This is a genomic window from Burkholderia orbicola, from assembly GCF_900100915.1.
Taxonomy (GTDB): Bacteria; Pseudomonadota; Gammaproteobacteria; order Burkholderiales; family Burkholderiaceae; genus Burkholderia; species Burkholderia orbicola.
In genome coordinates this window covers 3,137,399-3,161,703 of record NZ_FNKW01000001.1, presented here as the reverse complement: position 1 = coordinate 3,161,703, position 24,305 = coordinate 3,137,399, and the positions used below count along the sequence as shown (strand labels likewise).

The 24,305-nt window shown below is 67.2% G+C and carries 28 protein-coding genes and 1 pseudogene; 16 read left to right on the top strand and 13 right to left on the bottom strand.

All coding sequences use genetic code 11. The annotated features are described in order from the left end of the window. The first annotated feature begins 494 nt into the window (after positions 1-494). A complete protein-coding gene (uraH, locus tag BLS50_RS15140; protein ID WP_011549584.1) occupies positions 495-848 on the top strand; it encodes a hydroxyisourate hydrolase in 354 nt (117 codons plus the stop codon). A 53-nt stretch (positions 849-901) separates the two neighbouring features. Continuing rightward, positions 902-2,095 (top strand): urate hydroxylase PuuD, encoded by a 1,194-nt coding sequence (locus BLS50_RS15135; RefSeq protein WP_074802541.1) that lies wholly within the window; start codon positions 902-904, stop codon positions 2,093-2,095. Positions 2,096-2,198: 103 nt separating this feature from the next. On the opposite strand, the gene BLS50_RS15130 is transcribed toward BLS50_RS15135, so the two are convergent. Next, positions 2,199-2,609: an ACT domain-containing protein gene (locus tag BLS50_RS15130; RefSeq protein ID WP_074802540.1), complete on the bottom strand. Its 411-nt coding sequence runs from the start codon at positions 2,607-2,609 to the stop codon at positions 2,199-2,201. A 58-nt stretch (positions 2,610-2,667) separates the two neighbouring features. Between BLS50_RS15130 and BLS50_RS15125 the strand changes: the two are divergent. Continuing rightward, a pseudogene (locus tag BLS50_RS15125) lies at positions 2,668-2,880 on the top strand (LysR family transcriptional regulator); the annotation flags it as partial. A gap of 80 nt (positions 2,881-2,960) precedes the next feature. Here the strand turns inward: BLS50_RS15125 and BLS50_RS15120 are convergent. From BLS50_RS15120 to BLS50_RS15090, 7 genes are all read right to left on the bottom strand, one after another. Continuing rightward, positions 2,961-3,473 carry an ureidoglycolate lyase gene (locus BLS50_RS15120; RefSeq protein WP_074802539.1) on the bottom strand — a complete coding sequence of 171 codons (513 nt, stop codon included), beginning with the start codon at positions 3,471-3,473 and terminating at the stop codon, positions 2,961-2,963. Further along, positions 3,470-4,483 carry an allantoicase gene (gene alc, locus BLS50_RS15115; protein ID WP_074802538.1) on the bottom strand — a complete coding sequence of 338 codons (1,014 nt, stop codon included), beginning with the start codon at positions 4,481-4,483 and terminating at the stop codon, positions 3,470-3,472. Before alc ends, BLS50_RS15120 begins: the two co-directional genes overlap by 4 nt. Before the next feature lie 88 nt (positions 4,484-4,571). Continuing rightward, entirely contained in the window at positions 4,572-5,093 is a 522-nt protein-coding gene (uraD, locus tag BLS50_RS15110) for a 2-oxo-4-hydroxy-4-carboxy-5-ureidoimidazoline decarboxylase (protein ID WP_069232814.1), read from the bottom strand. Next, the gene (gene puuE, locus BLS50_RS15105; protein ID WP_006478542.1) at positions 5,090-6,043 is read right to left on the bottom strand and encodes an allantoinase PuuE; all 954 of its coding nucleotides are present in this window, start codon (positions 6,041-6,043) and stop codon (positions 5,090-5,092) included. Before puuE ends, uraD begins: the two co-directional genes overlap by 4 nt. A 185-nt stretch (positions 6,044-6,228) precedes the next feature. Beyond that, complete coding sequence (locus BLS50_RS15100) at positions 6,229-7,020, bottom strand: aspartate/glutamate racemase family protein (RefSeq protein WP_074802537.1); 792 nt, start codon at positions 7,018-7,020, stop codon at positions 6,229-6,231. Between the two features lie 10 nt (positions 7,021-7,030). After that, positions 7,031-8,515, bottom strand: a complete 1,485-nt coding sequence (locus BLS50_RS15095; RefSeq protein WP_074802536.1) for an NCS1 family nucleobase:cation symporter-1 — start codon at positions 8,513-8,515, stop codon at positions 7,031-7,033. A 149-nt stretch (positions 8,516-8,664) separates the two neighbouring features. Next, positions 8,665-9,369: a GntR family transcriptional regulator gene (locus BLS50_RS15090; RefSeq protein WP_074802535.1), complete on the bottom strand. Its 705-nt coding sequence runs from the start codon at positions 9,367-9,369 to the stop codon at positions 8,665-8,667. Positions 9,370-9,490: 121 nt separating this feature from the next. On the opposite strand from BLS50_RS15090, the gene BLS50_RS35345 reads away from it, so the two are divergent. After that, complete coding sequence (locus BLS50_RS35345) at positions 9,491-9,715, top strand: hypothetical protein (RefSeq protein WP_124622814.1); 225 nt, start codon at positions 9,491-9,493, stop codon at positions 9,713-9,715. Here BLS50_RS35345 and ldcA read toward each other — a convergent pair. The 4 genes from ldcA to BLS50_RS15070 all read right to left on the bottom strand — a co-directional run bounded on the left by ldcA (position 9,684) and on the right by BLS50_RS15070 (position 13,221). After that, on the bottom strand, positions 9,684-10,622 hold the full coding sequence (ldcA, locus tag BLS50_RS15085; RefSeq protein WP_011549577.1) for a muramoyltetrapeptide carboxypeptidase: 939 nt from the start codon (positions 10,620-10,622) through the stop codon (positions 9,684-9,686). The genes BLS50_RS35345 and ldcA overlap by 32 nt on opposite strands. A 101-nt stretch (positions 10,623-10,723) precedes the next feature. Beyond that, positions 10,724-11,320: a tRNA adenosine(34) deaminase TadA gene (tadA, locus tag BLS50_RS15080; RefSeq protein ID WP_027809654.1), complete on the bottom strand. Its 597-nt coding sequence runs from the start codon at positions 11,318-11,320 to the stop codon at positions 10,724-10,726. Further along, a complete protein-coding gene (locus tag BLS50_RS15075) occupies positions 11,317-11,718 on the bottom strand; it encodes a DnaJ family domain-containing protein (RefSeq protein ID WP_012328731.1) in 402 nt (133 codons plus the stop codon). The genes tadA and BLS50_RS15075 overlap by 4 nt, the downstream gene beginning before the upstream one ends. Positions 11,719-11,997: 279 nt before the next feature. After that, positions 11,998-13,221 carry an MFS transporter gene (locus BLS50_RS15070; RefSeq protein WP_074802534.1) on the bottom strand — a complete coding sequence of 408 codons (1,224 nt, stop codon included), beginning with the start codon at positions 13,219-13,221 and terminating at the stop codon, positions 11,998-12,000. 306 nt (positions 13,222-13,527) lie between these two features. Here BLS50_RS15070 and BLS50_RS15065 point away from each other — a divergent pair, with 306 nt between their 5' ends. From BLS50_RS15065 to BLS50_RS15015, 11 genes are all read left to right on the top strand, one after another. Continuing rightward, a complete protein-coding gene (locus BLS50_RS15065; protein WP_006478534.1) occupies positions 13,528-14,298 on the top strand; it encodes a GntR family transcriptional regulator in 771 nt (256 codons plus the stop codon). After that, a complete protein-coding gene (locus tag BLS50_RS15060) occupies positions 14,295-16,034 on the top strand; it encodes a fumarate reductase/succinate dehydrogenase flavoprotein subunit (protein WP_074802533.1) in 1,740 nt (579 codons plus the stop codon). Before BLS50_RS15065 ends, BLS50_RS15060 begins: the two co-directional genes overlap by 4 nt. An 11-nt stretch (positions 16,035-16,045) precedes the next feature. After that, positions 16,046-16,291: a 4Fe-4S dicluster domain-containing protein gene (locus BLS50_RS15055; RefSeq protein WP_006478532.1), complete on the top strand. Its 246-nt coding sequence runs from the start codon at positions 16,046-16,048 to the stop codon at positions 16,289-16,291. A gap of 49 nt (positions 16,292-16,340) precedes the next feature. Continuing rightward, positions 16,341-17,765, top strand: coding sequence for an ABC transporter substrate-binding protein (locus BLS50_RS15050; RefSeq protein WP_069232819.1), 1,425 nt, complete (start codon positions 16,341-16,343; stop codon positions 17,763-17,765). 46 nt (positions 17,766-17,811) lie between these two features. After that, entirely contained in the window at positions 17,812-18,687 is an 876-nt protein-coding gene (locus BLS50_RS15045; RefSeq protein ID WP_074802532.1) for an ABC transporter permease, read from the top strand. Next, the gene (locus tag BLS50_RS15040; protein WP_074802531.1) at positions 18,684-19,472 is read left to right on the top strand and encodes an ABC transporter ATP-binding protein; all 789 of its coding nucleotides are present in this window, start codon (positions 18,684-18,686) and stop codon (positions 19,470-19,472) included. The genes BLS50_RS15045 and BLS50_RS15040 overlap by 4 nt, the downstream gene beginning before the upstream one ends. 39 nt (positions 19,473-19,511) lie before the next feature. Continuing rightward, positions 19,512-20,516, top strand: coding sequence for a HEAT repeat domain-containing protein (locus BLS50_RS15035; protein WP_074802530.1), 1,005 nt, complete (start codon positions 19,512-19,514; stop codon positions 20,514-20,516). Then, complete coding sequence (locus tag BLS50_RS15030) at positions 20,513-20,791, top strand: gamma-butyrobetaine hydroxylase-like domain-containing protein (protein ID WP_011549569.1); 279 nt, start codon at positions 20,513-20,515, stop codon at positions 20,789-20,791. The genes BLS50_RS15035 and BLS50_RS15030 overlap by 4 nt, the downstream gene beginning before the upstream one ends. Before the next feature lie 106 nt (positions 20,792-20,897). Beyond that, complete coding sequence (locus BLS50_RS15025) at positions 20,898-21,782, top strand: NAD(P)-dependent oxidoreductase (protein ID WP_074802529.1); 885 nt, start codon at positions 20,898-20,900, stop codon at positions 21,780-21,782. A 52-nt stretch (positions 21,783-21,834) separates the two neighbouring features. Beyond that, on the top strand, positions 21,835-22,323 hold the full coding sequence (locus BLS50_RS15020; RefSeq protein WP_074802528.1) for an NUDIX hydrolase: 489 nt from the start codon (positions 21,835-21,837) through the stop codon (positions 22,321-22,323). A 91-nt stretch (positions 22,324-22,414) separates the two neighbouring features. Then, positions 22,415-22,864 carry an acetyltransferase gene (locus BLS50_RS15015; protein ID WP_011549566.1) on the top strand — a complete coding sequence of 150 codons (450 nt, stop codon included), beginning with the start codon at positions 22,415-22,417 and terminating at the stop codon, positions 22,862-22,864. A gap of 81 nt (positions 22,865-22,945) precedes the next feature. Here BLS50_RS15015 and BLS50_RS15010 read toward each other — a convergent pair whose 3' ends face one another. Beyond that, a complete protein-coding gene (locus BLS50_RS15010; RefSeq protein WP_074802527.1) occupies positions 22,946-23,569 on the bottom strand; it encodes a 2'-5' RNA ligase family protein in 624 nt (207 codons plus the stop codon). 117 nt (positions 23,570-23,686) lie between these two features. Here BLS50_RS15010 and BLS50_RS15005 point away from each other — a divergent pair, with 117 nt between their 5' ends. Beyond that, on the top strand, positions 23,687-24,304 hold the full coding sequence (locus tag BLS50_RS15005; RefSeq protein ID WP_027810208.1) for a 3'-5' exonuclease: 618 nt from the start codon (positions 23,687-23,689) through the stop codon (positions 24,302-24,304). Position 24,305 lies beyond the last annotated feature (1 nt).

Here is a 24,305-nt window from a genome sequence, read left to right as displayed (position 1 = left end):
TCGGTCTGCCTCCAGGGCTGCCCTGGAAGCGGTCACACAGCCGTTCGAACGCTGAATCGCGGCACGCCCCGGTGCCTGCGTCCGTTCGAACGCCCTGGCCCGGTTACCCGGCGTGCTCGCCGTCTTCGGGGTACGCGCCGGCCACCGGCCGACGCGCACGGCGGGAGGATCGCCCAAGCGCGTGCCGCGCACAATACGCGATCCGGAATACCGCCCTTCAGCGATTTGGTATGGTACGCCGCCCGCCGCCCCACCGGGCGCTCGCAACCGGCGCGCGAAGCCCTGTCCGGCGGGCCGTCGACAGCCGCTCATGCGCGGCGCATTATCTTCGATATCGCGCCCGTATTTGTGCGGGGAACCTTTTTACAATGCCTGCACGGCGCTCGCTTCACTCTCGCCGACGGGTATGTAGCCACGTGACGTGGAGCCTCGATCCGCCGCACAGTCATGGATCGAGTCGCCGCCGAACCTCGCATTCACACAAGGAACAACGAATGGGAAAGCTCACTACCCACGTACTCGATACGGCACACGGTCGCCCCGGCGCTGCCATCAAGGTGGACCTCTACGCGCTGGACGGCGAATCGCGCCGCGCGATCAAGACCGTGCTGACCAATAGCGACGGCCGCTGCGACGAACCCCTGCTCGAGGGCGCGGCGCTCGCCGCCGGCGAATACGAACTCGTATTCCATGCCGGCGACTACTTCGCGGCGCTCGGCGTGAAGGTGCCCGAACCCCGCTTCGTCGACCGCGTCGTGCTCCGCTTCGGCATCGCCGACACCGGCTCGCACTACCACGTGCCGCTGCTCGTATCGCCGTGGTCGTACAGCACCTATCGCGGCAGCTGACAATCGAAGCAGCGCCTGCATCAAGACAAACGATCTGAGTCTGGAGGAGTTTCATGGAAGGCTTCATCACCGACTGGCTGAACCTCGCGCTGCGATGGCTGCACGTCATCGTCGCCATTGCGTGGATCGGCGAGTCGTTCTATTTCGTCGCGCTCGACAACAGCCTGAAACCGCCGACCGACCCGAACCAGCGCAAGCGCGGGGTGTTCGGCGAGCTGTGGCACGTCCACGGCGGCGGTTTCTACAACATGCAGAAGTACACGGTCGCCCCGCCGGAAATGCCCGATGACCTGCACTGGTCGAAGTGGCCGTCGTACACGACGTGGCTGTCGGGCTTCACGCTGTTCCTCGTGCTGTACCTGCTTGCCCCGAATACGTACCTGATCGACAAGAACGTGCTCGACATGGGCCCGGTGGTCGCCGTCGCGTCCGCGCTCGGCTTCCTCGCGGCCGGCTGGATCGTCTACGACTCGCTGTGCCGCATTCTCGGCACCAACGATCGCGTGCTCGGCATCTGCGTCGGCCTCTACGTCGTCGTCGCGGCATACCTCGCGTGCCACATCTTCTCGGGCCGTGCCGCCTACCTGATCGTCGGCGCGATGCTCGCGACGATCATGTCGGCGAACGTGTTCTTCGTGATCATCCCGGGCCAGCGCAAGATGGTCGACAAGATGCTCAAGGGCGAGGAACCGAACCCGATCTACGGCAAGCGCGGCAAGCAGCGCTCGGTGCACAACACGTACTTCACGCTGCCGGTCGTGTTCGCGATGCTGTCGAACCACTATGCGATGACGTACACGAACAAGTTCAACTGGGTCGTGCTCGTGCTGATCATGCTGGCCGGTGCGCTGATTCGCCAGTTCTTCGTGATGCGTCACCGCGGCAAGCAGCTGTGGTACCTGCCGATCGGCGGCGTCGCGCTGCTGTCGGGCGCGCTGGTATGGACGATGCCGAAGCCGGTCGCGCCCGAAGCGCAAGCGGCCAACGCACCGAAGATCGTGATCAACGACATCATGCCGATCCTCCAGCAGCGCTGCGTCGAGTGCCACTCGGCCAAGCCGACGCTGATGGGCAGCGCGCCCGCGGGCGTGATGTTCGACACGCCGGACGAAGTGTCGAAGAACGCGCAGCGCATCTACGATCAGGCCGTGCGCCTGAAGGCGATGCCGATCGGCAACGTCACGCACATGACCGACGACGAGCGGACGAAACTCGCCGCCTGGTTCGAGGGCGGCGCGGTCAAGTAAGCCGCCCGTCAGGCGCCGGAAGTCATTCGCCGGCGTCATCCTCTCCGTTCGCGGGCCCGGTGACGGGCCCGTTTTTTTGCCTGCGCGACATGCCCTTCGCGCGCTACCGGCGCATCGCGTCGCACTGCAGTGCGACGAGTACATCGCGTGCGCGCGGGCCGTCGTCGAACGGCACGAAGATGTGATCGTGGTACGCGGCGGCCATCACGTTGCAACTGATGCCGGCTGCGCCGAGCGCCCGCGCGAATGCGGCCGTGAGGCCGACGGCCGCGAGATCGGAATGCACGGTCAGCGTGATCCAGGCGGCGCGAAACAGCACCGGCCAGCCGCGACGTGCGGCCGTCTCCTCGTCGACCACGACCGTCAGCCCTTCCGCTTCGCGGAACGTCGCGATCACTTCGGATACCGATACGTCGGCGTCGTGCGGCAGCGAGATGAACGCGAACGCGCCCGGATGCAGTTCGGGCCGCATCGTGCGCAGCAGGACCGCGAGGTCGTTTTCAGGCTGGCTCATCGGAGTATCGCGCCCGGAACCGGACGTCGGGTGGTGGCGATGCGGGCACGATAGCACGCGCGACAGCGGCGAACTGGTGCCACTGTTTGAGTCGTGGCAACTCGAACCGATGCCGATGTATGTCGCGTTCCCGCCGAACCGGCATGTCAGCGCGACGCTGCGTGTGTTCGTCGACCGGGTCGCCGGGCTGATGGCGCAGCATGCGCCGGTTGCGAATCGGCAGCGCGGCGGCCAGGGGTCGCGCGATATGCGCAAGGCAGCGTCACCCTGATTCGCAGGAAAGCGACGCACATAAAAAAACCCGCGCAGGTTGCGTGGGTTTCGACAGGCGGACGACCAGATCAGCCCGACTCAGGCCGTCACCGCATCCAGTGCATCCTCGGTGAGCCACAGCGACTCCTGCAGATTCTGCTCGTTCAGGTTCAGGCCGTCACCACCGCGATCGACGACGATGAAGTCGCTGACGCCGCCCAACGCGATCAGCGGGTGATGCCACACGCCCTTCGCGTAGTTCACGCCCTGCCAGCCGCTCGTCACGAACGCGCGAATCTTCGCCGGATCGAGATCGCCCGCGGGCGCGACGACGACGAGATACGGCTGGTCGTTCAGCGGCACGAACGCCTGGCTGCCGAGCGGGTGCCGTTCCAGCATCTTCACTTCGAACGGCAGCGTGCGCGGCTGGCCGCGGAACAGGTTGACGAGCGTGCGGCCGCCTTCATCGGTCACGTCGACTTTCGCGAGATCGTGAAAGCGGATCGTCGTGCCGAGGTTGATCGGGATCTGCTTCGCCCCTTCCGTTTCGATCACGTCGCCGAACGGCGCGAAGGCTTCCTTGGTCAGCGGTTCGATGGCAAGCGTCTTCATTTGTCGAGCGTCCCCCACAGGCGCAGGCGCGACACGCCGCCGTCCGGAATGATGTTCAGTCGCACGTGCGTGACGGGGCCGAGCGACGCGATGTCGTGTTCGAAGTAGTGCTGCTTGTCCATCTGCAGCTTCTGTTCGCCGAGCAGCACCGGCCAGAACATCGACTGCGTGATCAACGAGCTGTCGGTGCCGCCCGACACATAGGCGGCCTGGATCGAGCACCGATCCGGGTAATTGCCCTTGAAGAACGCGGTATCGACTTCGATCTTGCGGATCACGCCCGGTTGCGCGAGCGCGATGATCGCCCAGTCGTTGCCCGGTTCGCGGCGGCGCCGCGTTTCCCAGCCATCGCCCATGTTCACGCCGCGGCCCGGCAGCAGCAGGTTCGACGCGACGCCGAAGTGCTGGTTGTTCGCGGCCACGACGTAACCGCCGTTTTCCATCGCCGCGAGGTCGAACTGCTCGGTCGCGCTCGCGCCGGCCCAGTCGAGCTGCGGCTGGCCGTACACACGCAGGCGCGCGATGCCGCCGTCCGGGTAGATGTTCACGCGCAGATGCGTGAACGAGCGCGCGTCGCTCGCTTCGACGTAGTGATGGCTGTTGCCCTGCAGCGTCGTCGACGGCACGATCTCGACCCACTCGGTCGCCTGCGTCGGCGCGCCGTCGGCCACGAACGCGGCCTCGATCGACGCGGCCGGCGGGAAGTTGCCGGTGAAGTGGCTCGTGTCGATGTCGAAGCCCTTGATCACGCCCGGGCGCGCGAGCTTGACGATGCACCAGTCGTAGCCGGTCGTGCGCTTGCGGCGCGTTTCCCAGCCGTCCATCCACTTGCCGTGGTCGTCGTACTTGCCGGGAATGAAGACGGCCGGCTCGGGGTTCAGCATCCGGTCCTTCGGCGCGAAGAAATCGTCGCTGGCCTCGAGCGCCTGCGCACCGAGACGCGGGTCGGCAAGATTCACGTAGCGCCGCGTGAAATCGGGTGCGTTCGGATCGAGAAGCGGAACAGCCATGATGTTTCCTTGTTTCAGTGAGGCGGCCGGGCCGCCGCGACGCAGCGGACCGGATTGCGATGTCGGGCGGCCGCGTCGGGCGGCGATGTCAGGCGTCGATCAGGTCGTCGAGGCGAAAGCGCGCGATCCGGTAGATCTGGTCGAGGCTCGCACGCAGCTCGTCGGCGCGCGAATGATTCACGCGCGACTCGAAGTTCGCGATGATGCCGTGGCGGTCATAGCCGCGCACCGCGAGGATGAACGGGAAGCCGAATTTCTCGCGATACGTGCGGTTCAGCGTCAGCAGCTTGTCGAATTCTTCCTGCGTGCACTGGTCGAGGCCCGCGCCGCTTTGCTCGCGGGTCGACTCGGCCGTCAGCTCGCCGCGCACGGCGGCCTTGCCGGCCAGTTCCGGGTGAGCGTTGATCAGTGCGAGCTGGCGCGCTTCGCCGCCGGTTTCCACCGCATTCGACATCGTCTGGTGCAGCGCGTCGATGCTCGCGAACGGCCGTTGGCCTGCGGCGACCTCGGCCACCCACGGCGAATGTTCGAAGATCCCCGACAGCGCCGCGACGAATGCGCTCGGCGCCATCGTGTTCAGTTGTTCCAACGTGTAGCGCATCGCCTTCATGCTTTCCCTTCGTTTCGATGATTGGGCTGATACGGATGATGTTCACGCCAGTGACGCGCGATATCGACACGGCGCGTCACCCATACGCGATCGTGCTTCTCAATGTGATCGAGGAACCGCTGCAGCCCGCGGAACCGGCCCGGCCGGCCGAGCAGCCGGCAGTGCATGCCGATCGACAGCATCTTCGGCGCTTCGTCGCCCTCCGCGTACAGCACGTCGAACGCATCGCGCAGATACTGGAAGAAGTGATCGCCGGTATTGAAGCCCTGCGGCGTCGCGAAACGCATGTCGTTCGTGTCGAGCGTGTACGGCACGATCAGTTGCGGCGACGTGCGGCCGCCCGACACTTCGACGTCCATCCAGAACGGCAGGTCGTCGCCGTAGTTGTCGGAGTCGTACAGGAAGCCGCCGTATTCGGCGACCAGGCGGTGCGTGTTGGGGCTGTCGCGGCCGGTATACCAGCCGAGCGGACGCTCGCCCGTCACGCGTTCGATCGCTTCCATCCCGAGGCGCATGTGCTCGGCTTCGAGTTCCGGCGTCATGCTCTGGTAGTGAATCCAGCGCCAGCCGTGGCACGCGATCTCGTGGCCGAGTTCGACGAACGCACGCGCGAGCTCCGGATGACGCTCGATCGCCATGCCGACGCCGAATACCGTCAGCGGCAGCCCGCGCTTCTCGAATTCGCGCAGAATGCGCCACACGCCGGCCCGCGACCCGTATTCGTAGATCGACTCCATGCTCATGTGGCGGTCCGGATACGCGGCCGCGCCGACGATTTCGGACAGGAACTGCTCGGAGCCCGGATCGCCGTGCAGCACGCAGTTCTCGCCGCCCTCCTCGTAATTCAGCACGAATTGCACGGCGACGCGGGCGCGCCCCGGCCAGTTCGCCTGCACGGGATGGCGGCCGTAGCCGATCAGGTCGCGGGGATAGTTGGGATCGAGTGGCATGGTTCGAAGTGCGGCGAAAGCAGGCTGAATAAGCGGGCTGAATGAGCGCGCTGAACGAGCGGGCGCGAATAATGGGTTCGCATCGACTGCGCGGTGCCGGAGGCGGCCGCACCAGCCGATGCGATGACGGCCCAGTGTAGCGAAAACGTTCATACGCGCCCATACAGCGGCGCAGATAGTGCATGTCAGACGGTGTGTATGTGCGGTTGCGGCAAATTCGGCGGAGGCTCCGTCGCCTCCCCGTCCGGCGGGCTGAAGCGGGCGAACGCGCCGTCGTAGCGCTTCGGCAGCGGCCGCGCATAGTCGCCGCGCTTCGCGGTCGCGAGGCGCAGCGCGACGAGCGCCTCGGCCCATTTGACGGCCGCCGTGACGCCCTCGACCACCGGCGCGCCGATCTGCTGCTCGATCTCGTGCGCGAATTCGGCCATCCCCGCGCAGCCGAGCACGATCGCGTCGGCGCCGTCCTCGTCGAGCGCGCGCCGGCATTCGTCGACGATGATCCGGCGCGCGGCCGAGCCGGGCCGGTCGAGTTCGAGCACCGCGACGTCGGTCGCGCGCACGTTGCGGCAGAACCGCTTCATCCCGTAGCGCTCCGCGAGGTGCCACGCCATCCCGCAGGTACGCGCGAGCGTCGTGACGACCGAGAAGCCCGGCGCGAGCACGCTCGCCGCATGCATCGCGGCCTCAGCGATGCCGATCACGGGGCCGCGCGCGAGCTCGCGCGCCGCATACAGGCCCGGATCGCCGAAACACGCGATCACGTATGCGTCGCAGCCGTCGCGCTCGCCCTGCGCGATCTCGGCGAGCAGCCCCGGCGTCGCGAGCGCCTCGTCGTAATACCCTTCGATCGACGGCGGCCCCATCGGCGGGCTCACGGCCACGATCTCGGTGCCGACGGCCGCGACCTCCCTCGCGCAGCGGCCCATCGCGTCGGTCATCCGCTGCGTCGTATTCGGATTGATCAGTCGGATCTTCATCGCATGCTCCTTACGCCTTCGCGTTCGCGAGCAGCCGGTAGAACACGAAGCCGAGCCCCGCGCCGATGAACCACGAGAAATTCGCGAGGGCCTGCCAGCCCGGCACCATCACGCAGACCACCGCGATCACCGCGGCTGGCAGCAGGGCGGCGAGCGCGCGGCGGTTCACGCCGCCCGTGTACCAATAGGCGCCGCTTTCCGACATCGTGTACAGGTCGTCGCGCACGAGGCGGCCGCGCTTGACGAGGTAGAAGTCGGCGATCAGCACGCCGTACAGCGGGCCGATGAACGCGCCGAGCACGTCGAGCGTGTAGTGGATCACGGCCGGGTTGTTGAACAGGTTCCACGGCGTGATGAAGATCGACGCGACGGCCGCGAGCATCCCGCCGGCACGCCAGCTGATCAGGCGCGGCGCGACGTTCGAGAAATCGAACGCGGGCGACACGAAGTTCGCGACGATGTTGATGCCGATCGTCGCGATCGTGAACGTCAGCGCGCCGAGGATCACCGCAGTCGGATGGTCGATGCGGCCGACCGTCGCGACCGGGTCGGTGATCAGTTCGCCGAACACCGGCAGCGTCGCGGCGGTGGTGATCACCGTGACGAGCGAGAACGCGAGAAAGTTGACCGGCAGCCCCCAGAAATTGCCGCGCTTCACGTCGCCGAACGAGCGGCAGTAGCGCGAGAAATCGCCGAAGTTCAGCATCGGCCCGGAGAAGTACGACACGACGAGCGACACCGCGGTGATCATCACCGGGATCACCTCCGCGCCGTGATACTTGACGCCGCCGAGGTTGATGCCGATGTTGCGCCAGCCCGCCCGCCACACCATGTAGCCGGCAAGGATGAACATCACGACATAGACGGCCGGGCCCGCGAAGTCGATGAACTTCTTGATCGTCTCCATGCCGTTCCAGAACACGAACGCCTGGAGCACCCACAGCAGCATGAAGCCGGCCCAGCCGACCGCCGACAGCCCGAGGAAGCCGTAGCGATGGACGTCCGCATACGGCAGCCATTGCGGGAAGAATTTCAGCACGACGATCACGAGCGCGCTCGACGCGAGATAAGTCTGGATGCCGTACCACGCGATCGCGATCAGCCCGCGGATCACGGCCGGCACGTTCGCGCCGAGCACGCCGAAGGTCGCGCGGCACGCGACCGGGTACGGCACGCCGATCTGCTGGCTCGGCCGCGCGATCAGGTTGCACAGCGCGTTCACGAGGCCGATACCGACGATCAGCGCGATCAGCACTTGCCAGCTCGTCAGCCCGAGCGCAAACAGACTGCCCGCGAACACGTAGCCGCCGACGCTGTGCACGTCCGACATCCAGAACGCGAAGATGTTGTACGAACCCCATGTCTGATTTTTAAGGGGTGCCAAATCTTCGTTGTACAGACGTTCGCTGTAACCATCCGGCAGTGCCGGACCGCCGCCCTCGCCGCCTTCTTCCGCCGGATAGGCGCTGTCGTGCGCCACACTGAACTGAGCCATGACTTCTCCTTGACGCGGCCGCCAGGCCGCTCCACCGTCATCGATATCGCTCCGGATCATCGCCCGGAGTCGGACCAGCGGCCCGCGGCGAACACCGCGGGCCTGCATTGCGCTCGTCGTGTGGCGCGCGGCCGGGTTCGCGTCGCCGCTCAGGCGCCGCCGAACACTTCGCGCAAATCGACCTGCCCTTGCGCGGGCCGGTCCAGCATCTTCAGTTCGACATGCTGCAGGTGGCGCGCCATCAGCGTGACCGCCTGCTTCGGATCGCCCGCCTCCAGCGCGGCGAGGATCTCGTCGTGGTCATCGCACGAGCACGGGCTGCGCCCGTGCGATTCGTACAACGCCGACATCAGCGTCGAGCGTGCGACGAGCCCTTCGAGGCACTCGCTGAGCGTCGCATTGCCCATCAGCGTCGCGAGCGCCGTGTGGAATTCGCCCGACAGCCGGATCCACGCCGCGAAGTCGTGCCGCTCGAACGCCTTGCGCTCCTTGTCGATCAGCGCGGCGACGCCCTTCAGCCGCCTGGCGCCGGGGCCGGTCGCGAGCCGTTCGACCACGGCGAGCTCGATGATCCGGCGCATCTCGAACACCTCGTGCACGTCCTGCAGCGTCGGGCTCGCGACGAACGCGCCGCGGTTCGGCTCGAGGTCGACCAGCTTGTCGGTCGCGAGCTGCGCGAGCGCCTGGCGGATCGTCCCGCGCTTCACGCCGAACACGTCGCAGAGCTGCGCCTCCGTCAGCTTCGCGCCCGGCGCGAGCCGATGCTCGAGGATCGCGGTGCGAATCCGCTCGGCGATCGCTTCGGGGCCGGCTGCATCGGACGGAGTGGAATCGGGCTCGTTCATGATCTGCATCGTGTGATGGTCCTCATCCTAGGGCGGACATAAAGATTGTCAACAATTCTTTTGCGTCATTTCGCACAATCGGCGTGCGCCAGCGTGTTCTCATTCGGTGCAATGCGCACGAAATCCATGCATGGCAAGCCAGACAGGCAAGACGGAGGCACTTCTGGACGTATACCCTCCCGGTCATTTTGTTGACAAAAATGGTGCATATCCGGGCGAAAATCGTGTCGGCGTCGACGAAAAATATGGACCGTTAGTTGCGCATTTACATAAAGAAAAAGGCGGGGAGCCCCGCCTTTCGATCGATCGCGCCGGCGCCGGCATCAGCCGAGATGCGGATAGTCCGACAGCGTAAGCCGGAACCCGTGCGCGTTCGCGACCAACTGCGCCTGTGCGCCGAACGGCAGCGTCAACAGGTCGGGCACATGGCCGAACTGGAGCCCGGTGACGACCGGAATCCCGACCACCGCGCGCACCTGGTCGATCATCGCTTGCATGTCGTAGCCGTTGTCGTACTCGAACGGCCGCGCGCCGGTGAACTGGCCGAGCACGAGCGCCTGCTGCCGCGCGAGCAGCCCCGACAGGTGCAGTTGATAGATCATCCGCTCGATCCGGAATGGCTGCTCGTTGACGTCTTCGATGAACAGGATGCCGCCCTCGATGTCGGGCATGTACGGCGTGCCGACCAGCGACGTGAGGATCGCGAGGTTGCCGCCCCACAGCGTGCCCGTCACGTTCGCCGTCTGCACCTGCGGTGCATCGGCGACGATCGTCGTGCTGGGCTGCGTCAGCGTCTGCCAGAAATGCTGCATCGTGAAGTCGCTCGGCGTTTCCGCGCCGAAATCCGCCGACAGCATCGGACCGCCGAATGTCTTGATGCGCGCCTTCGCGTACAGCGCCAGCTGGATCGCCGTGAAATCGCTGTGACCGACGAGTGCGATCGGCTGGTCGCGCAGCCGGCGTTCGAGCCCGCGATAGTCGAGCCCGTGCAGGATGCGCGCGGCGCCGTAGCCGCCGCGCACCGCGAGCGCGATGTCCGGCAGCGGCCGCCCGGGATCGGCGAGGCGGTTCAGGTCGCCTGCCCGTTCGCCGTCGGTGCCGCCGAAACGCTGGAAGCGCCGCTGCGTCGCCTCGATGTTCTCGATGCGCTGCTGCGCGGTGCTGAGGCGCTCGAGCGCGCGGTTGATCGCGTCGGGGTCGTGCGGATAGCCGGACGGCGCCAGCAGGCGGATGGTGTAGGACGCGGCGGGCTGGAAGGACATGGCGAAAGGTATCGGGGTCGTCAAACCTGCTTAGAGGGTCCGAACCGGGTCCGGTTCACGGAAACCGTGCACGCCCGGAACGCCGGGCTCGGCGGAAGCGCCTATGACGCGCCGGATTCGGCGTCGCGGGCAAGCCGCGCCTCGCGCAGCGCGCGCCGGCGCTCGGCGAAGAACGACTTCAGCGCGGCGCCGCACTCGTCGGCGAGCACGCCGCCGGTCACTTCGGTGTGGTGGTTCAACTGCGGATTCGCGAATGCGTCGATCACGCTGCCGCACGCGCCCGTCTTCGGGTCGGCCGCGCCATAGACGACCCGCGCGATGCGGGCGTGCATGATCGCGCCAGCGCACATCAGGCACGGCTCGAGCGTCACGTACAGTTCGCAGCCGGGCATCCGGTAATTCTGCAGATGTTGCGCGGCCATGCGCAGCGCGGCCATTTCGGCATGCGCGGACGGGTCGTGCCCGCCGATCGGATGATTGAAACCGCGGGCGATCACTTCGTCGCCACGCACGAGCACCGCGCCGACCGGCACTTCGCCGGCCGCGCGCGCCTCTTCGGCGGCGGCTTGTGCAAGCCGCATGAAATGCAGGTCGCGCGCCGATGCGGGCGCGGTTTCTTGAACGGGAGAATCGGCGGCGGGATCAGTGGCCGCGGCGGCTGCCGAGCGAGCTGCGTCGTGCAGCGCGTCGGACGTCACATCGGCCCCGCTTCGGCGGGCGCTTCGTCGAGCCCGCGCTCGCACAGGCGTTCCGCGATGCGCCGGCAGTAGTCGCGCGGCATCACCATCGGGCCGCCGCGCAGCGATTCGAGCGCCATGTCGAGCGCGAGGATCTTCGCCTGCAGCCGGCAGCGCGCGGCACGGTCGCTGACCGCCTGCACTTCGTCGTGCAGGTTGCGCAGCGCGCGCAGTTGCTCGACGGCCGGCGGCACGAAGCCTGCGTTCTTCAGGATACGGTTGGCCACCCGCACCTCCTCGGGCACGAGCAGGTCGTCATCCAGCGCCTGCGGCGCGCCGGTACCCGGCAAATCGTCGAACTCGCCCCGCGCGGCGGCGGCGGCGATACGTTGTTCGACCAGGGCGTCAAGCAATCTCATCAGTCAATCGGAACAATGCGGCAGGCCGAATTCTAGCAGGGTGACGCCGGTATGACAGGCCCTTCGAATACATGCTCGATATTGTATTTTTAGGGGCCGAATCGCAGCGCATGCGCGCCGATCGCCGTCAGTTGCCGCTCTGCTGCGCCGCAGCAGGCTGAGCGCCGTTCGGACGCCTCCTGACGGAGGCGAGGTCCGGGCCATTTATTTATCTACGACGATCCAGCAGGCGCCTGCCGACCCGGCAAAAACGCCAGCCGCCCTGCTTCCGTTGCCCGCTTACGCCGTCACCGTTTCCGGCCGCGCTTTCGCGAACGGGCGGAACATCGTCGCGATCAGGAACGCGCCGAGCCCGATCGCGAACGAGCCGAGGTACAGCCAGCCGTAGCTGCCGAACGCGTCGACGATCAGCCCGCCGGCGACCGGGCCCGCGGCCATCCCGAGGCTGCCGGCCATCGCGCAGCCGCCGATCACGGTGCCCATCATCCGCAGCGGAAAATTCTCGCGCGCGAGCACCGAATACAGCGGCATCACGCCCGCATAGATGAAGCCGAACAGCGTCGCGACCGCGTAGAAGCCGTCGAGCGTGCGCACGAAGTAGTAGCCGAGCGCGCCGAGCGCCTGCGCGAGCAGCCCCGCCACCAGCATGCGCTTCGCGCCGAGGCGATCGCCGAGGACCCCGAACGCGATCCGGCCGCCCATGCCCGCCAGCCCTTCGACGCTGTAGATCGATACCGCGACGATCAGCGGAATCCCGCAGGTCACCGCGTAGCTGACCGTATGGAAGATCGGGCCCGAATGGGTCGCGCAGCAGAAGAAATTGGTCAGCACCAACACCATGAACTGCGGCGAACGCAGCGCATCCGCGACCGACATCGCGGCGGGCGCGCCGGCCGACGCAGGCGCAGGCGCCGCGTGGGCGGATGCAGGATCGAGCGCGGGCGCCCGGCGCACCAGCAGCGACACCGGGATCATCACGACGGCCGCCAGCGCGGCGATCAGCAGCATCGACGTGCGCCAGTCGCGCACCGACACGAGCCAGGCGGCCAGGGGCGCCATCGTCATCGGCGCCATCCCCATGCCGGCCGACACGAGCGATACCGCGAGGCTGCGGTGCGTGTCGAACCAGCCGGTCACGCACGCCATCATCGGCGCGAATATCGCGGCCGTCGCACTGCCCACGGCCAGGCCGAAGGTCAACTGGAACACGAGCAGCGACGGCGCGCGGCTCGCCAGCGCCAGGCTCGCCGACAACAGCACGGCGCCCGCGATGACGACCGGACGCGTGCCGACGCGGTCCGACAGGCTGCCCCACGCCATGCTGGCGAACGCCATCGCGATGAAGCCGAGCGTCATCGCCGCGGAAATGCCGGTCATCGACCAGCCCGTATCGCGCGCGATGGACCGCAGGAACACCGGCAACGAGAACATCGCGCCGATCGCGACGCAGCCCATTAGGCCGCCCGCGGCGACGATTACCCAGCGGTATCGGGAATCCGGCATGTGGCGTGTCATGTGGCCTCTCCTCGTTGGTTGCGCCATTCGCGGAAACCGGGTGACGACCGCATGGCGGGGCGCACTGCCCGGTCAATATCGATACGACGGGCGACGCAGCGGGAAATCGACATGCGCGGCGTATGGGCCGCGGATTTTTATTGTCGGCGATTCCACGCGGCTCGCAAGGGTCGGATCATCCGCTCGCCCCGCTCCCGCTTTTCCGCAACGGGAAATTCGAAATCACAAATAGTTGGTTGGGGCGCGCAATGACGCTGGCTACACTCGCCCCATCTTGTCATAACAAGTTGACCGATGACCCCACCCAACGTCGTGCCGCTGTCCGCGGCCCCGCTCTACGTGCAGATCAAGGACACGCTGCGCGCGCGCATTCTCGACGGCACCTACGCGCCGCACAGCCGGATGCCCTCCGAGCACGAGCTCTGCGCGATGTTCGACGTCAGCCGCATCACGGTGCGTCAGGCGCTGGGCGACCTGCAGAAGGAAGGCCTGCTGTTCAAGCTGCACGGCAAGGGCACGTTCGTGTCGAAGCCGAAGGCGTTCCAGAACGTGACGTCGCTGCAGGGTTTTGCCGAGGCGATGTCGTCGATGGGCTACGAGATCGTCAACCAGTTGCGCAGCCTGCGCACCGTGAAGGCCGATCGCCATCTCGCGACGAAGCTGAACGTGCCGGAAGGCGCGCCGCTCGTCGAGATCCATCGCGTGCGGCTGCTGAACCGCGAACCCGTGTCGCTCGAACAGACCTGGGTGCCCGAAGCACTCGGCAAGCGCCTCGCCGGCGCCGATCTCGCGACCCGCGACATCTTCCTGATCCTCGAGAACGACTGCGGCATCCCGCTCGGCCATGCCGACGTGTCGATCGACGCGATCCTCGCGGACGACGAAATCGTCGACGCGCTGCACGTCGAGGAAAGCAGCCCCGTGCTGCGCATCGAGCGCCTCACGCACGACGCGTCGGGTGCGCCGATCGACTACGAATACCTCTACTTCCGCGGCGACGCCTTCCAGTACCGGTTGCGCGTCGACCGGCAAAAGGCGCGCAAACCTGCAAGGAGCCCGCGATGAATACCCATGTGCATGAATACGACGTCGTCGTGGTCGGCGGCGGCACGGCCGGCCCGATGGCGGCCATCAAGGCGAAGGAGCGCGATCCGTCGCTGCGCGTGCTGCTGCTCGAGAAGGCCAACGTGAAACGCAGCGGCGCGATCTCGATGGGGATGGACGGCCTGAACAACGCGGTGATCCCCGGTCATGCGACGCCCGAGCAATACACGCGCGAGATCACGATCGCCAACGACGGGATCGTCGATCAGGAAGCCGTGTACGCGTACGCGACGCACAGCTTCACGACGATCGAGCAGCTCGACCGCTGGGGCGTGAAGTTCGAGAAGGACGGCACCGGCGACTACGCGGTGAAGAAGGTCCATCACATGGGCTCGTACGTGCTGCCGATGCCGGAGGGCCACGACATCAAGAAGGTGCTGTACCGGCAACTGAAGCGCGCACGCATCGCGATCACGAACCGGATCGTCGCGACGCGCGTGCTGACCGACCCGCAAGGCCGCGCGAGCGGCGTGCTCGGTTTCGACTGCCGCACCGCCGACTTTCACGTGATCCGCGCAAAGGCCGTGATCCTCTGCTGCGGCGCGGCCGGCCGTCTCGGCCTGCCGGCGTCGGGCTACCTGATGGGCACGTACGAGAACCCGACCAACGCAGGCGACGGCTACGCGATGGCCTATCACGCGGGCGCCGCGCTCGCGAACCTCGAATGCTTCCAGATCAATCCGCTGATCAAGGATTACAACGGCCCGGCGTGCGCGTACGTGACGGGGCCCCTGGGCGGCTTCACCGCGAACGGCAAGGGCGAACGCTTCATCGAATGCGACTACTGGAGCGGCCAGATGATGTGGGAGTTCTACCAGGAACTGCAGAGCGGCAATGGCCCCGTGTTCCTGAAGCTCGACCATCTCGCGGAAGAAACGATCCGGACCATCGAGCAGATCCTGCATACCAACGAACGGCCCAGCCGCGGCCGCTTCCATGCGGGGCGCGGCACCGACTACCGCAGCCAGATGGTCGAGATGCACATCTCCGAGATCGGCTTCTGCAGCGGCCACAGCGCGTCGGGCGTGTACGTGAACGCACGTGCCGAGACGACCGTGCCGGGGCTTTACGCGGCCGGCGACATGGCGGCCGTCCCGCACAACTACATGCTCGGGGCATTCACGTACGGCTGGTTCGCCGGGCAAAACGCGGCTGACTACGTGGCCGGTCGCGACCACGCGCCGGTGGACGACCAACAGGTCGACGCCGAGCGCACCCGCGTGCTCGCACCGCTGCTGCGCGAACGCGGGCTGGCGCCGGCGCAGGTCGAGTACAAGCTGCGCCGGATGGTGAACGACTACCTGCAACCGCCGAAGGTGACGCGCAAGATGGAAATCGGGCTGCAACGTTTTGACGGAATTATTGAGGATATCGAAGAAATCAAGGCCGACAATCCGCACGAGCTGATGCGTGCGGCCGAAGTGCGCGCGATCCGCGATTGCGCCGAAATGGCCGCGCGTGCGTCGCTGTTCCGCACCGAAAGCCGCTGGGGGCTGTACCACCATCGCGTCGATTTTCCGCACCGCAACGACGCCGAATGGTTCTGCCACACGTGGTTGCGCAAGGATGCCGCGGGCGCGATGCGCAGCGAGAAGCGGCCGGTCGAACCGTACGTCGTGCCGCTCGCCGACGACGAACGCGGCGCCTACGCGCAGTTGCGCATCCGCGAACCGGCCGCGCTCGCGGCCGCCCTTTGAGGAACCTTGCCATGTCCCATACCCCGCACGACATCTTCCAGCGCAGCAGCGCGCCCGTGACGATCGACGAGTCGCTGTGCATCGCCGACAAGGGCTGCACCGTGTGCGTCGACGTGTGCCCGCTCGACCTGCTCGCGATCGACGTCACCAAGGGCAAGGCCTACATGCAGTTCGACGAATGCTGGTACTGCATGCCGTGCGAACGCGACTGCCCGACCGGCGCGGTCAAGGTCGACATTCCTTACCTGCTGCGGTGACGCGGCGCGGCGCCCGCCCACCGCTCCCCCACTACCGGACTCACGACACATGAAAACAACGCTACGGATGTTTCGCCTGCTCGCCGCGTCGATCGCGGTCGCGGCCACCGGTTTTGCACATGCGGAGACGATCCGCGTCGCGATCGGCACACAGGACACGACGATCAACTGCGCGACCGGCGGCCTGCTGATCCGTGAACTGCATCTGCTCGACAAGTACCTGCCGCGCACCGGCAAGTACCAGGACGTGAAATACGACGTGCAGTGGAAGGATTTCACGTCCGGCGCGCCGCTCACCAACGAGATGGTCGCCGGCAAGCTCGACTTCGGCGCGATGGCCGATTTCCCCGGTGCCTTGAACGGCGCGGCGTTCCGCAAGGCCGGCCGCAAGAGCGTGTTCATCACCGTGCTCGACGGCAGCATCGACGGCAGCGGCAACGGGATCGTCGTCCCGTCGAATTCGACGGTGCGCGGGCTGGCGGACCTGAAGGGCAAGACGATCTCGGTGCCGTTCGCTTCGACCGCGCACGGCATGCTGCTGCGCGCGATCAAGGCCCAGGGCTGGAACCCCGACACCGACGTGAACATCGTCACGCAGGCGCCCGAAGTGGCCGGCAGCGCGCTGAAGGCGAACAAGATCGACGCGCATGCGGATTTCGTGCCGTTCGCCGACCTGTTCCCGTACCGCGGCATCGCGCGCAAGATCTACGACGGCGCGCAGACCCACGCGCCGACCTTCCACGGCGCGCTCGTCGATGCGGACTACGCGCAGCGCTATCCGGAAATCGTCGTGGCCTATCTGCGTGCCGCGATCGAAGCGAACCGCCTGCTCGCGCAGAACCCGGAAAAGTACAGCCTGCTGATCGAGAAGGTCACCGGCATCGAGGCGCCGGTCGACTACCTGTATCACGGGCCGCTCGGCATCCAGACCCGCGACCTGACGTGGAAGCCCGAATACCGGCAAGCGGTCGCGACGGCGATCGATACGCTGAAGCTGCTGAAGAAGACCGACTCCGCGCCCGACCCCGCGACGTTCGTCGACGACCGCTATATCCGCGCGGCGTTCAAGGCGTCCGGGCTCGATTACGACGCGGCGCTGAAACACTATGGCAAGCAGCCGCTCGTCGCGAACGATGCGACGACCGGCAAGCCGATCCGCGATTTCAACGACGTCGCGCAAGTGTGGCTCGCCGGCGACGAACCGGTACGCAACTACGCGAGCCCCACCGCCGCGTTCGTGGCGCTCGGCAAGCTCGGCCCGTCCGCGAAGGTGCGGGCGGTGTTCGTGCACGACCATGCGAGCGGCCTGAAGCTGTTCGCCGACCAGGCGTGGTACGTGAAGGACGCGCACGGCGTGCTCACCGCGTTCCTGCTGAAGTCGGGCGCCGACGCGTACGCGCAGCAGGTATCGGGCGCGGTGGTCGACTACGCGGCCGCGAAGACCGTCACCGCGCAGGCGCTCGCCGCCCGCTGAACGTCGCGCGCCTTTCCCCTTCCATTCGTCGACCCCGGACTTCCGCATGGCTGCCACCCTCGACCTCGTCAAACGCCGTCTCGCCGACGCACCGCGCAGCGGTGACACCCGCTCGCCGCATTCCGCCGCGCGCCGCCGCTCGCCCCCGATGCGCCGCCGCGCGTGGCGCATCGCATCGCTCGCCGCCTGCATCGCGCTGTGGCAGGCGGCCGTCCACTGGCGGCTGTCGCTCGGCATCGTCACGTTCGCGAACGTGCCCGCGCCGGCCGACGTCGGCCCCGCGCTGGCCTCGTTCCTGCAATCGCCGAAGCTGCCGATGCACCTGTTCGCGAGCATCACGCGCGTGCTGGCCGGCTTCGTCGCGGCGGCGGTCGCCGGCATCGGCCTCGGGCTCGCGATCGGCCGCTATCGCGCGCTCGAGGACACGCTGCTGCCGCCGCTCGAGATGCTGCGGCCGATTCCGGCTGTCGCGTGGATTCCGCTCGCGATCCTGATGTTCCCGTCGTCCGAGCTGAGCATGATGTTCATCACGTTCGTCGGCGCGCTGTTTCCGATCCTGCTCAATACCGTGCATGGCGCCGAAGCCGTCGACCCGCGGCTCGTCGCGACCGCGCGCAGCCTCGGCACGCGCGGCCTCGCGCTCTATGCGGAAGTGATCCTGCCCGGCGCCGCGCCGTCGATCTTCACGGGCCTGTCGATCGGAATGGGCACCGCGTGGTTCTGCCTCGTCACGGCCGAGATGATCGCGGGCCAGTACGGGATCGGCTATTTCACGTGGGAATCCTATACGTTGCAGAACTACCCTGACATCGTGGTCGGCATGGCACTGATCGGCCTGCTCGGGATGGGCAGCAGCCTGCTCGTCAAGCGTATCGGCGCGGCGCTCACGCCGTGGTACGCACCGCGTGGAGGCCGATCATGAGTACGCCGGACATTGCGTCGCCCGCGCCCGGCCGCATCGGCGTGCGCGCGCTGACGATCGAACTCGGCCCGCCGCATGCGCGCTTCGCGGCGCTCGATACGCTCGACGTCGACATCGCACCCGGCGAATTCGTCTGCGTGCTCGGGCCGTCCGGCTGCGGGAAATCGACGCTGCTCGGCGCGCTCGCCGGCCACGTCGCGGCCACGCATGGCGAGATCATGGTCGACGGCGAACGCGTCGACCGCCCGCATCCCGATCGCGGGCTCGTGTTCCAGCAGCACACGCTGTTTCCGTGGAAGCGCGTGATCGACAACGTCGCGTTCGGCCTGAAGATGAAAGGCGTGCCCGCACGGGAGCGCCGCCGCGAAGCGGCCGAACTGCTCGAGCTCGTCGGGCTCGGCGGCTTCGGCGCGCACTATCCCGCGCAGTTGTCGGGCGGCATGCAGCAGCGCGTCGAGATTGCCCGCGTGCTGATCAACCGGCCGCGCGTGCTGCTGATGGACGAGCCGTTCGGCGCGCTCGACGCGCAGACGCGCCGGATGATGCAGACGCTGCTGCTCGACATCTGGTCGCGCATCGGCACGACCGTGCTGTTCGTCACGCACGACATCGAGGAAGCGCTGTTTCTCGGCGACCGCATCCTGATGCTGTCGCCGCGGCCTGCGCGCATCGTCGCCGATATCCGCGTGCCGCTCGCGCGGCCGCGCACCGACGACAGCACGACCGAGCCCGCGTTCGTCGACATCAAGCGCCGCTGCCTCGCGCTATTGCGCGACGCCGCCTGAGCGCACGTGCCCGCCCATTCACCGCACCGACTCTTTCCCATGACCGCTTCTTCCTCCGCTTTCCCGCTGCCCGGCGTGCCGGCCGCCGATCACGCCGATCATGCCGCGCTCGTCGCGCGCCTCGCCGCAGCCGACGCATCGGTGCGCCGCATCGCGCTGCTCGAACTCGCCGATCTCGAAGCGCCCGAACTCGTGCCGTCGTTCATCGCGGCGCTGCGCGACGACCCGTCGGCCGACGTGCGCAGCGAGGCCGCGCGCGTGCTCGACGCATGGGAGCAGCCCGAGGTCGTCGACGCGCTGTGCCACGCGCTGCTCGATCCGGACGACGGCGTGCGCGCCACCGCCGCGCAAAGCCTGTCCGAACTGAAGGACGCGGCATCGGGCGCCGTGCTGTGCCGCTGGGCCGACCGGTCCGAGCCGTTCGTGCGCGGCGCCGTGCTGCGCGGCTTGCGCGAGTTGCGCGACCCCGACGCGTTCGCGCCCGCGCTGCGCGCGCTCGACGCGAGCGCCGCTGCCGTCCGAGCCGAGGCGGTCGTCGTGCTCGGCTGGCTCAAGGACGGCCGCGCGCTGCCGCCGCTCGCCCGCGTCGCGACCGCGGACGCCGACGCGGACGTGCGGCGCGCCGCGGTCGGCGCAATCGGGTTTGCGGCGGCGGGCGATACCGCCGTCGTCACCGCGTTGCTCGCGGCGCTGCGTGACGCCGAATGGCAGGTGCGCGAAGAAGCGGCTGCCACGCTCGGCAAGCTGCGCATCGCCGCTGCGCGCGACCCGCTCGTCGCCGCGCTCGACGACGACTACTGGCAAGTGCGCGTGCGTGCCGTCCGCGCGCTGGGCCAATTGCGCGATGCGGCCGCGGCGTCGGCCGTCGTCGCGCTGCTCTCGCATACGATCAGCAACCTGCGCAAGGAAGCCGCGCTCGCGCTCGGCGAATTGCGCGACCGGGCGACGCTGCGGGCGCTACACGACGCACTCGACGATCGCGACCCCGAAGTCCGCAAGGCCGTGCGGATCGCGATCGGACAGATCGACGAGGCGTCGCGATGATCGCGCCGACCGAAATCGCACTCGATCACCCGGCACGCGCACTGACGCTGCGCTGGCCCGACGGCGCGACGCAACGTATCGGCTATGCGCAGTTGCGCAGCGATTGTCCGTGTGCGGAATGCCGGAGAATCCGCTTCGATGGCGGCCGTATCGACGCCCGCGCCGGCCTGACGCTCGACGGCGTCGAGGCGCTCGGCTACGGCGTGCGCCTTCTGTTCGGCGACGGCCATGCACGCGGCATTTATCCGTGGCCGTACCTGGCGGGGATCGCATAGCGGCGATGGCGCGGCTTCCGCGCTCGCGCGGGTCACATGGCAGAGGCGCGTAAACGCTGCGATACTGACGCCCACGATCGTCGCCACCTACCGTGGGAGCCGCACCATGCAAACCGCAGTCGGATTCATCGGCCTTGGCGTGATGGGCACGCCGATGGCGCTCAATCTCACGCGGGCCGGCACGCCGCTCGTCGCGTGGAGCCGTTCGCACGGCAGCGACGATGCGCTGCGCGACGCCGGCGCACGCGTGGCCGAAAACGTCGACGACGTCTTCGCGTCCTGCCGCACCGTGATCCTGATGCTCGCGAACGACGCGGCAATCGACGCCGCCCTTGCGCGCGGCTCACCCGGTTTTGCCGCCCGGGTCGGCGGACACACGATCGTCAACATGGGCACGAATGCGCCCGAATACTCTCGCGCACTCGCCGACGAAATCGCCGCCGCATCGGGCCGCTACGTCGAGGCGCCCGTGTCGGGCTCGCGCAAGCCGGCCGAAGCCGGTCAACTCGTCGTGATGCTGGCCGGCGCGCCGGAGGACGTCGACGCCGTACGCGCGCTGGTGAAGCCGCTGTGCCGCGACAGCTTCGTATGCGGCGACGTGCCGTCGGCGCTGACGATGAAGCTCGCCGTCAACCTGTTCCTGATCACGATGGTCACCGGTCTCACCGAAGCCACGCACTTCGCGCAACGCCACGGTATCGACCTTGCACGCTTCGCCGACGTGCTGAATGCCGGCCCGATGGCCAGCGACGTGTCGCGCGTGAAGCTCGGCAAGCTCGTCGCGGAAGATTTCTCGGTGCAGGCCGCGATCACCGACGTGCTGAAGAATGCGCGCCTCGTCGCCGAATCGGCACGCAGCATCGGCATCGCGTCGCCGCTGCTCGACATCTGCCATGCACTGTACGGAGAAACCGAGCGAGCCGGACATGGGGCGGCCGACATGGTCGCCGTGATTCGTGCGATCGAACAGCGTACCGGAGACGCGCGATGAGCCGCGTGCACGTAGTACCCGCGTTCGTTCGAACCGACAGGTAGGCGCGACCATGTCCGCAACCGGCATGTCCGCAACCGGCAATGCTACCCCCTTGCGCCCCATTCCCGCCGTGATCGGCATCGTGCTGCGCGAACGCGACGTGCTGCTCGTGCGCCGCGCGAATCCACCCGATGCAGGCTGCTGGGGCTTCCCCGGCGGCAAGATCGAGCCGGGCGAGCCGCTCGCGGATGCGGTCGTGCGCGAAATCGCGGAAGAAACGACGGTCGACGTGGAAGCGCTCGACGCCTTTACCGCGCTGGACGCGTTCGATTACGATGCGCACGGCGTCGTGCGCCAGCATTTCGTCATGGTCGCCGTGCTGTGCAGATGGCTGCGCGGCACACCGGCCGCCGGCGACGATGCGCTCGACGCGCGCTGGTTCGGCATCGACGAACTCGACCGCGACGATTTGCCGATGAGCGCCGGCGTGCGCGACATCGCGCGGCGAGCGATCGAGCGGGCGGCGGTGCCAGGCAACGCGCGACCGCCATCCGGCTGACACACCGCTGTCGCTTGCGCATCACCGCGACGCGTTCGCTCCGTCACGACGCCCGCTACCCGCCGAGCGCCAGATCACCACCCGTCAAACCATGATCAGAATCCGACAATCCACCGAGGCCGACGGCACATACGTTCTGGACATCTGGCGCAACGCCGTCGATGCCACGCATCACTTCCTGAGCGACAACGACCGTCGCGCGATCGAATCCGAAGTCGTCGCATTTCTGCCGGGCGCGCCGCTCGATCTAGCCGTCGACGAAACCGATCGCCCGATCGGTTTCATGCTGCTCGACGGCGGCCACATGGAAGCGCTGTTCGTCGATCCCGCCCACCATGGTGCGGGGGTCGGGCGGCGGCTGGTCGAAGAAGCGCTCAAGCGCCATTCCAACTTGTCGACCGACGTCAACGAACAGAACGAGGCGGCTGCGGGATTCTATGAACGGCTCGGATTCGAGCGCTGCGGGAGATCGGCACTGGATGGACAAGGTCGGCCTTATCCGCTGATTCACCTTCGTTATCGCGGTGGCGATCGGGACTGAGCCGGCGTCCCGACGAGAACGGGACGCTGTACCGGCCCGGTCCGGATGCGCTGAAACGGCACCGCCCTCACGGCATCGCGATCATCTCGACGAGCTGCCGGTCGTCAACGGCCAGCGCCCCAACACGTCGTAGTGCGACTTGCCGAGCCAGCTATCGATCAGGACGAAGTCGAACACGGTCCAGGTAATCGGCTCGATCCGATACTCATCGGGCCTCTGCACGCCATGCAGCAGCGTCACGTGCGGGGTGAAACTCGAGGGGAAAACAGGCACGCCTACCCTTTTCAACGCGTCTCGCAACTGCCGCCGAAAATCGATCAAGTCTTCCAGACCGGCCTTCCCCGTCAGCACCAGCGGCTGACGACCGGACCGCCTGTTGAAGCTGATGATCTTGTCGAACCTCACGGAGAAAGACGGCACTTCCATGCGATCCGCGACCGCGCGGGCCCGTGCAAGCGTAGCGCCCGGCACGTAAGCGAAGTCGCCTAGAGAGCCCAGCGTGATGTGCAGACGCTCGGTGCCCACCGGACTGTCCTTCTGCTGCTGCAAGCTTTTGGCGACACCGGCAATGCGCGCGGCCGTGGCCGGAGCCGGCATCACGGCGAAAAAGAAGCGGTGCACGGGAGCCGGCGGCGGCGCATCGAATCCGGGTAGCGTCAGTTGAGTCACGGCAGCATGTCCGACTGGCGTGGAGCGAAATTTCATTATCGTCAGTCGGCAGCCTGCTCGCTCGCGGCTCGACGATTCCACCGTTCGCGCGCCTGAAGATGCTACCCTCTCGGCCAAACTCGACACCCTCTGATGACGCCCCCGAATTCAACCATGCAAACCGTCGCGGTACTGGACTTCGAAACAACCGGCCTGTCGCCGAATCTGGGCGACCGTGCAACCGAAATTGCCGTCATCCTGCTGCGCGACGGGCAAGTTGTCGACCGTTTCCAGAGCTTGATGAATGCCGGCCGACGCATCCCGTCCGATGTCGTTGCGCTCACCGGCATCACGAACGACATGATCGCGACGGCGCCGCCCGCGTCCGAAGTCATGAAGGAAGCGGCGACGTTCGTCGGCAAGCATGCGGTCGTGGCTCACAACGCCGGTTTCGACAAGCGCTTCTGGCAGTCGGAACTCGGGCTGCTCGGCATGTCGGCCGACCATGCGTTTGCGTGCACGATGCTGGTGGCCAGACGGATCTATCCCGACGCCCGGAGTCACCGCCTGTCGAGCCTCGCCGAGATGCTGCGGCTGCCGCAGACGGGCCGTGCGCACCGGGCGATGGTCGATGCCGAAATGGCCGGCCATCTGTGGTGCCGGCTGCAGCAGGATATTTCGCGGACTTACGGGCTGGATCGGATCGATCACGCGTTGATGTCGCGGGTGCAGGCGACGACGAAGGCGAAGGTGCCGATGTATCTGCGGTCGCTCGGGCGGCCGCACGTGTGAC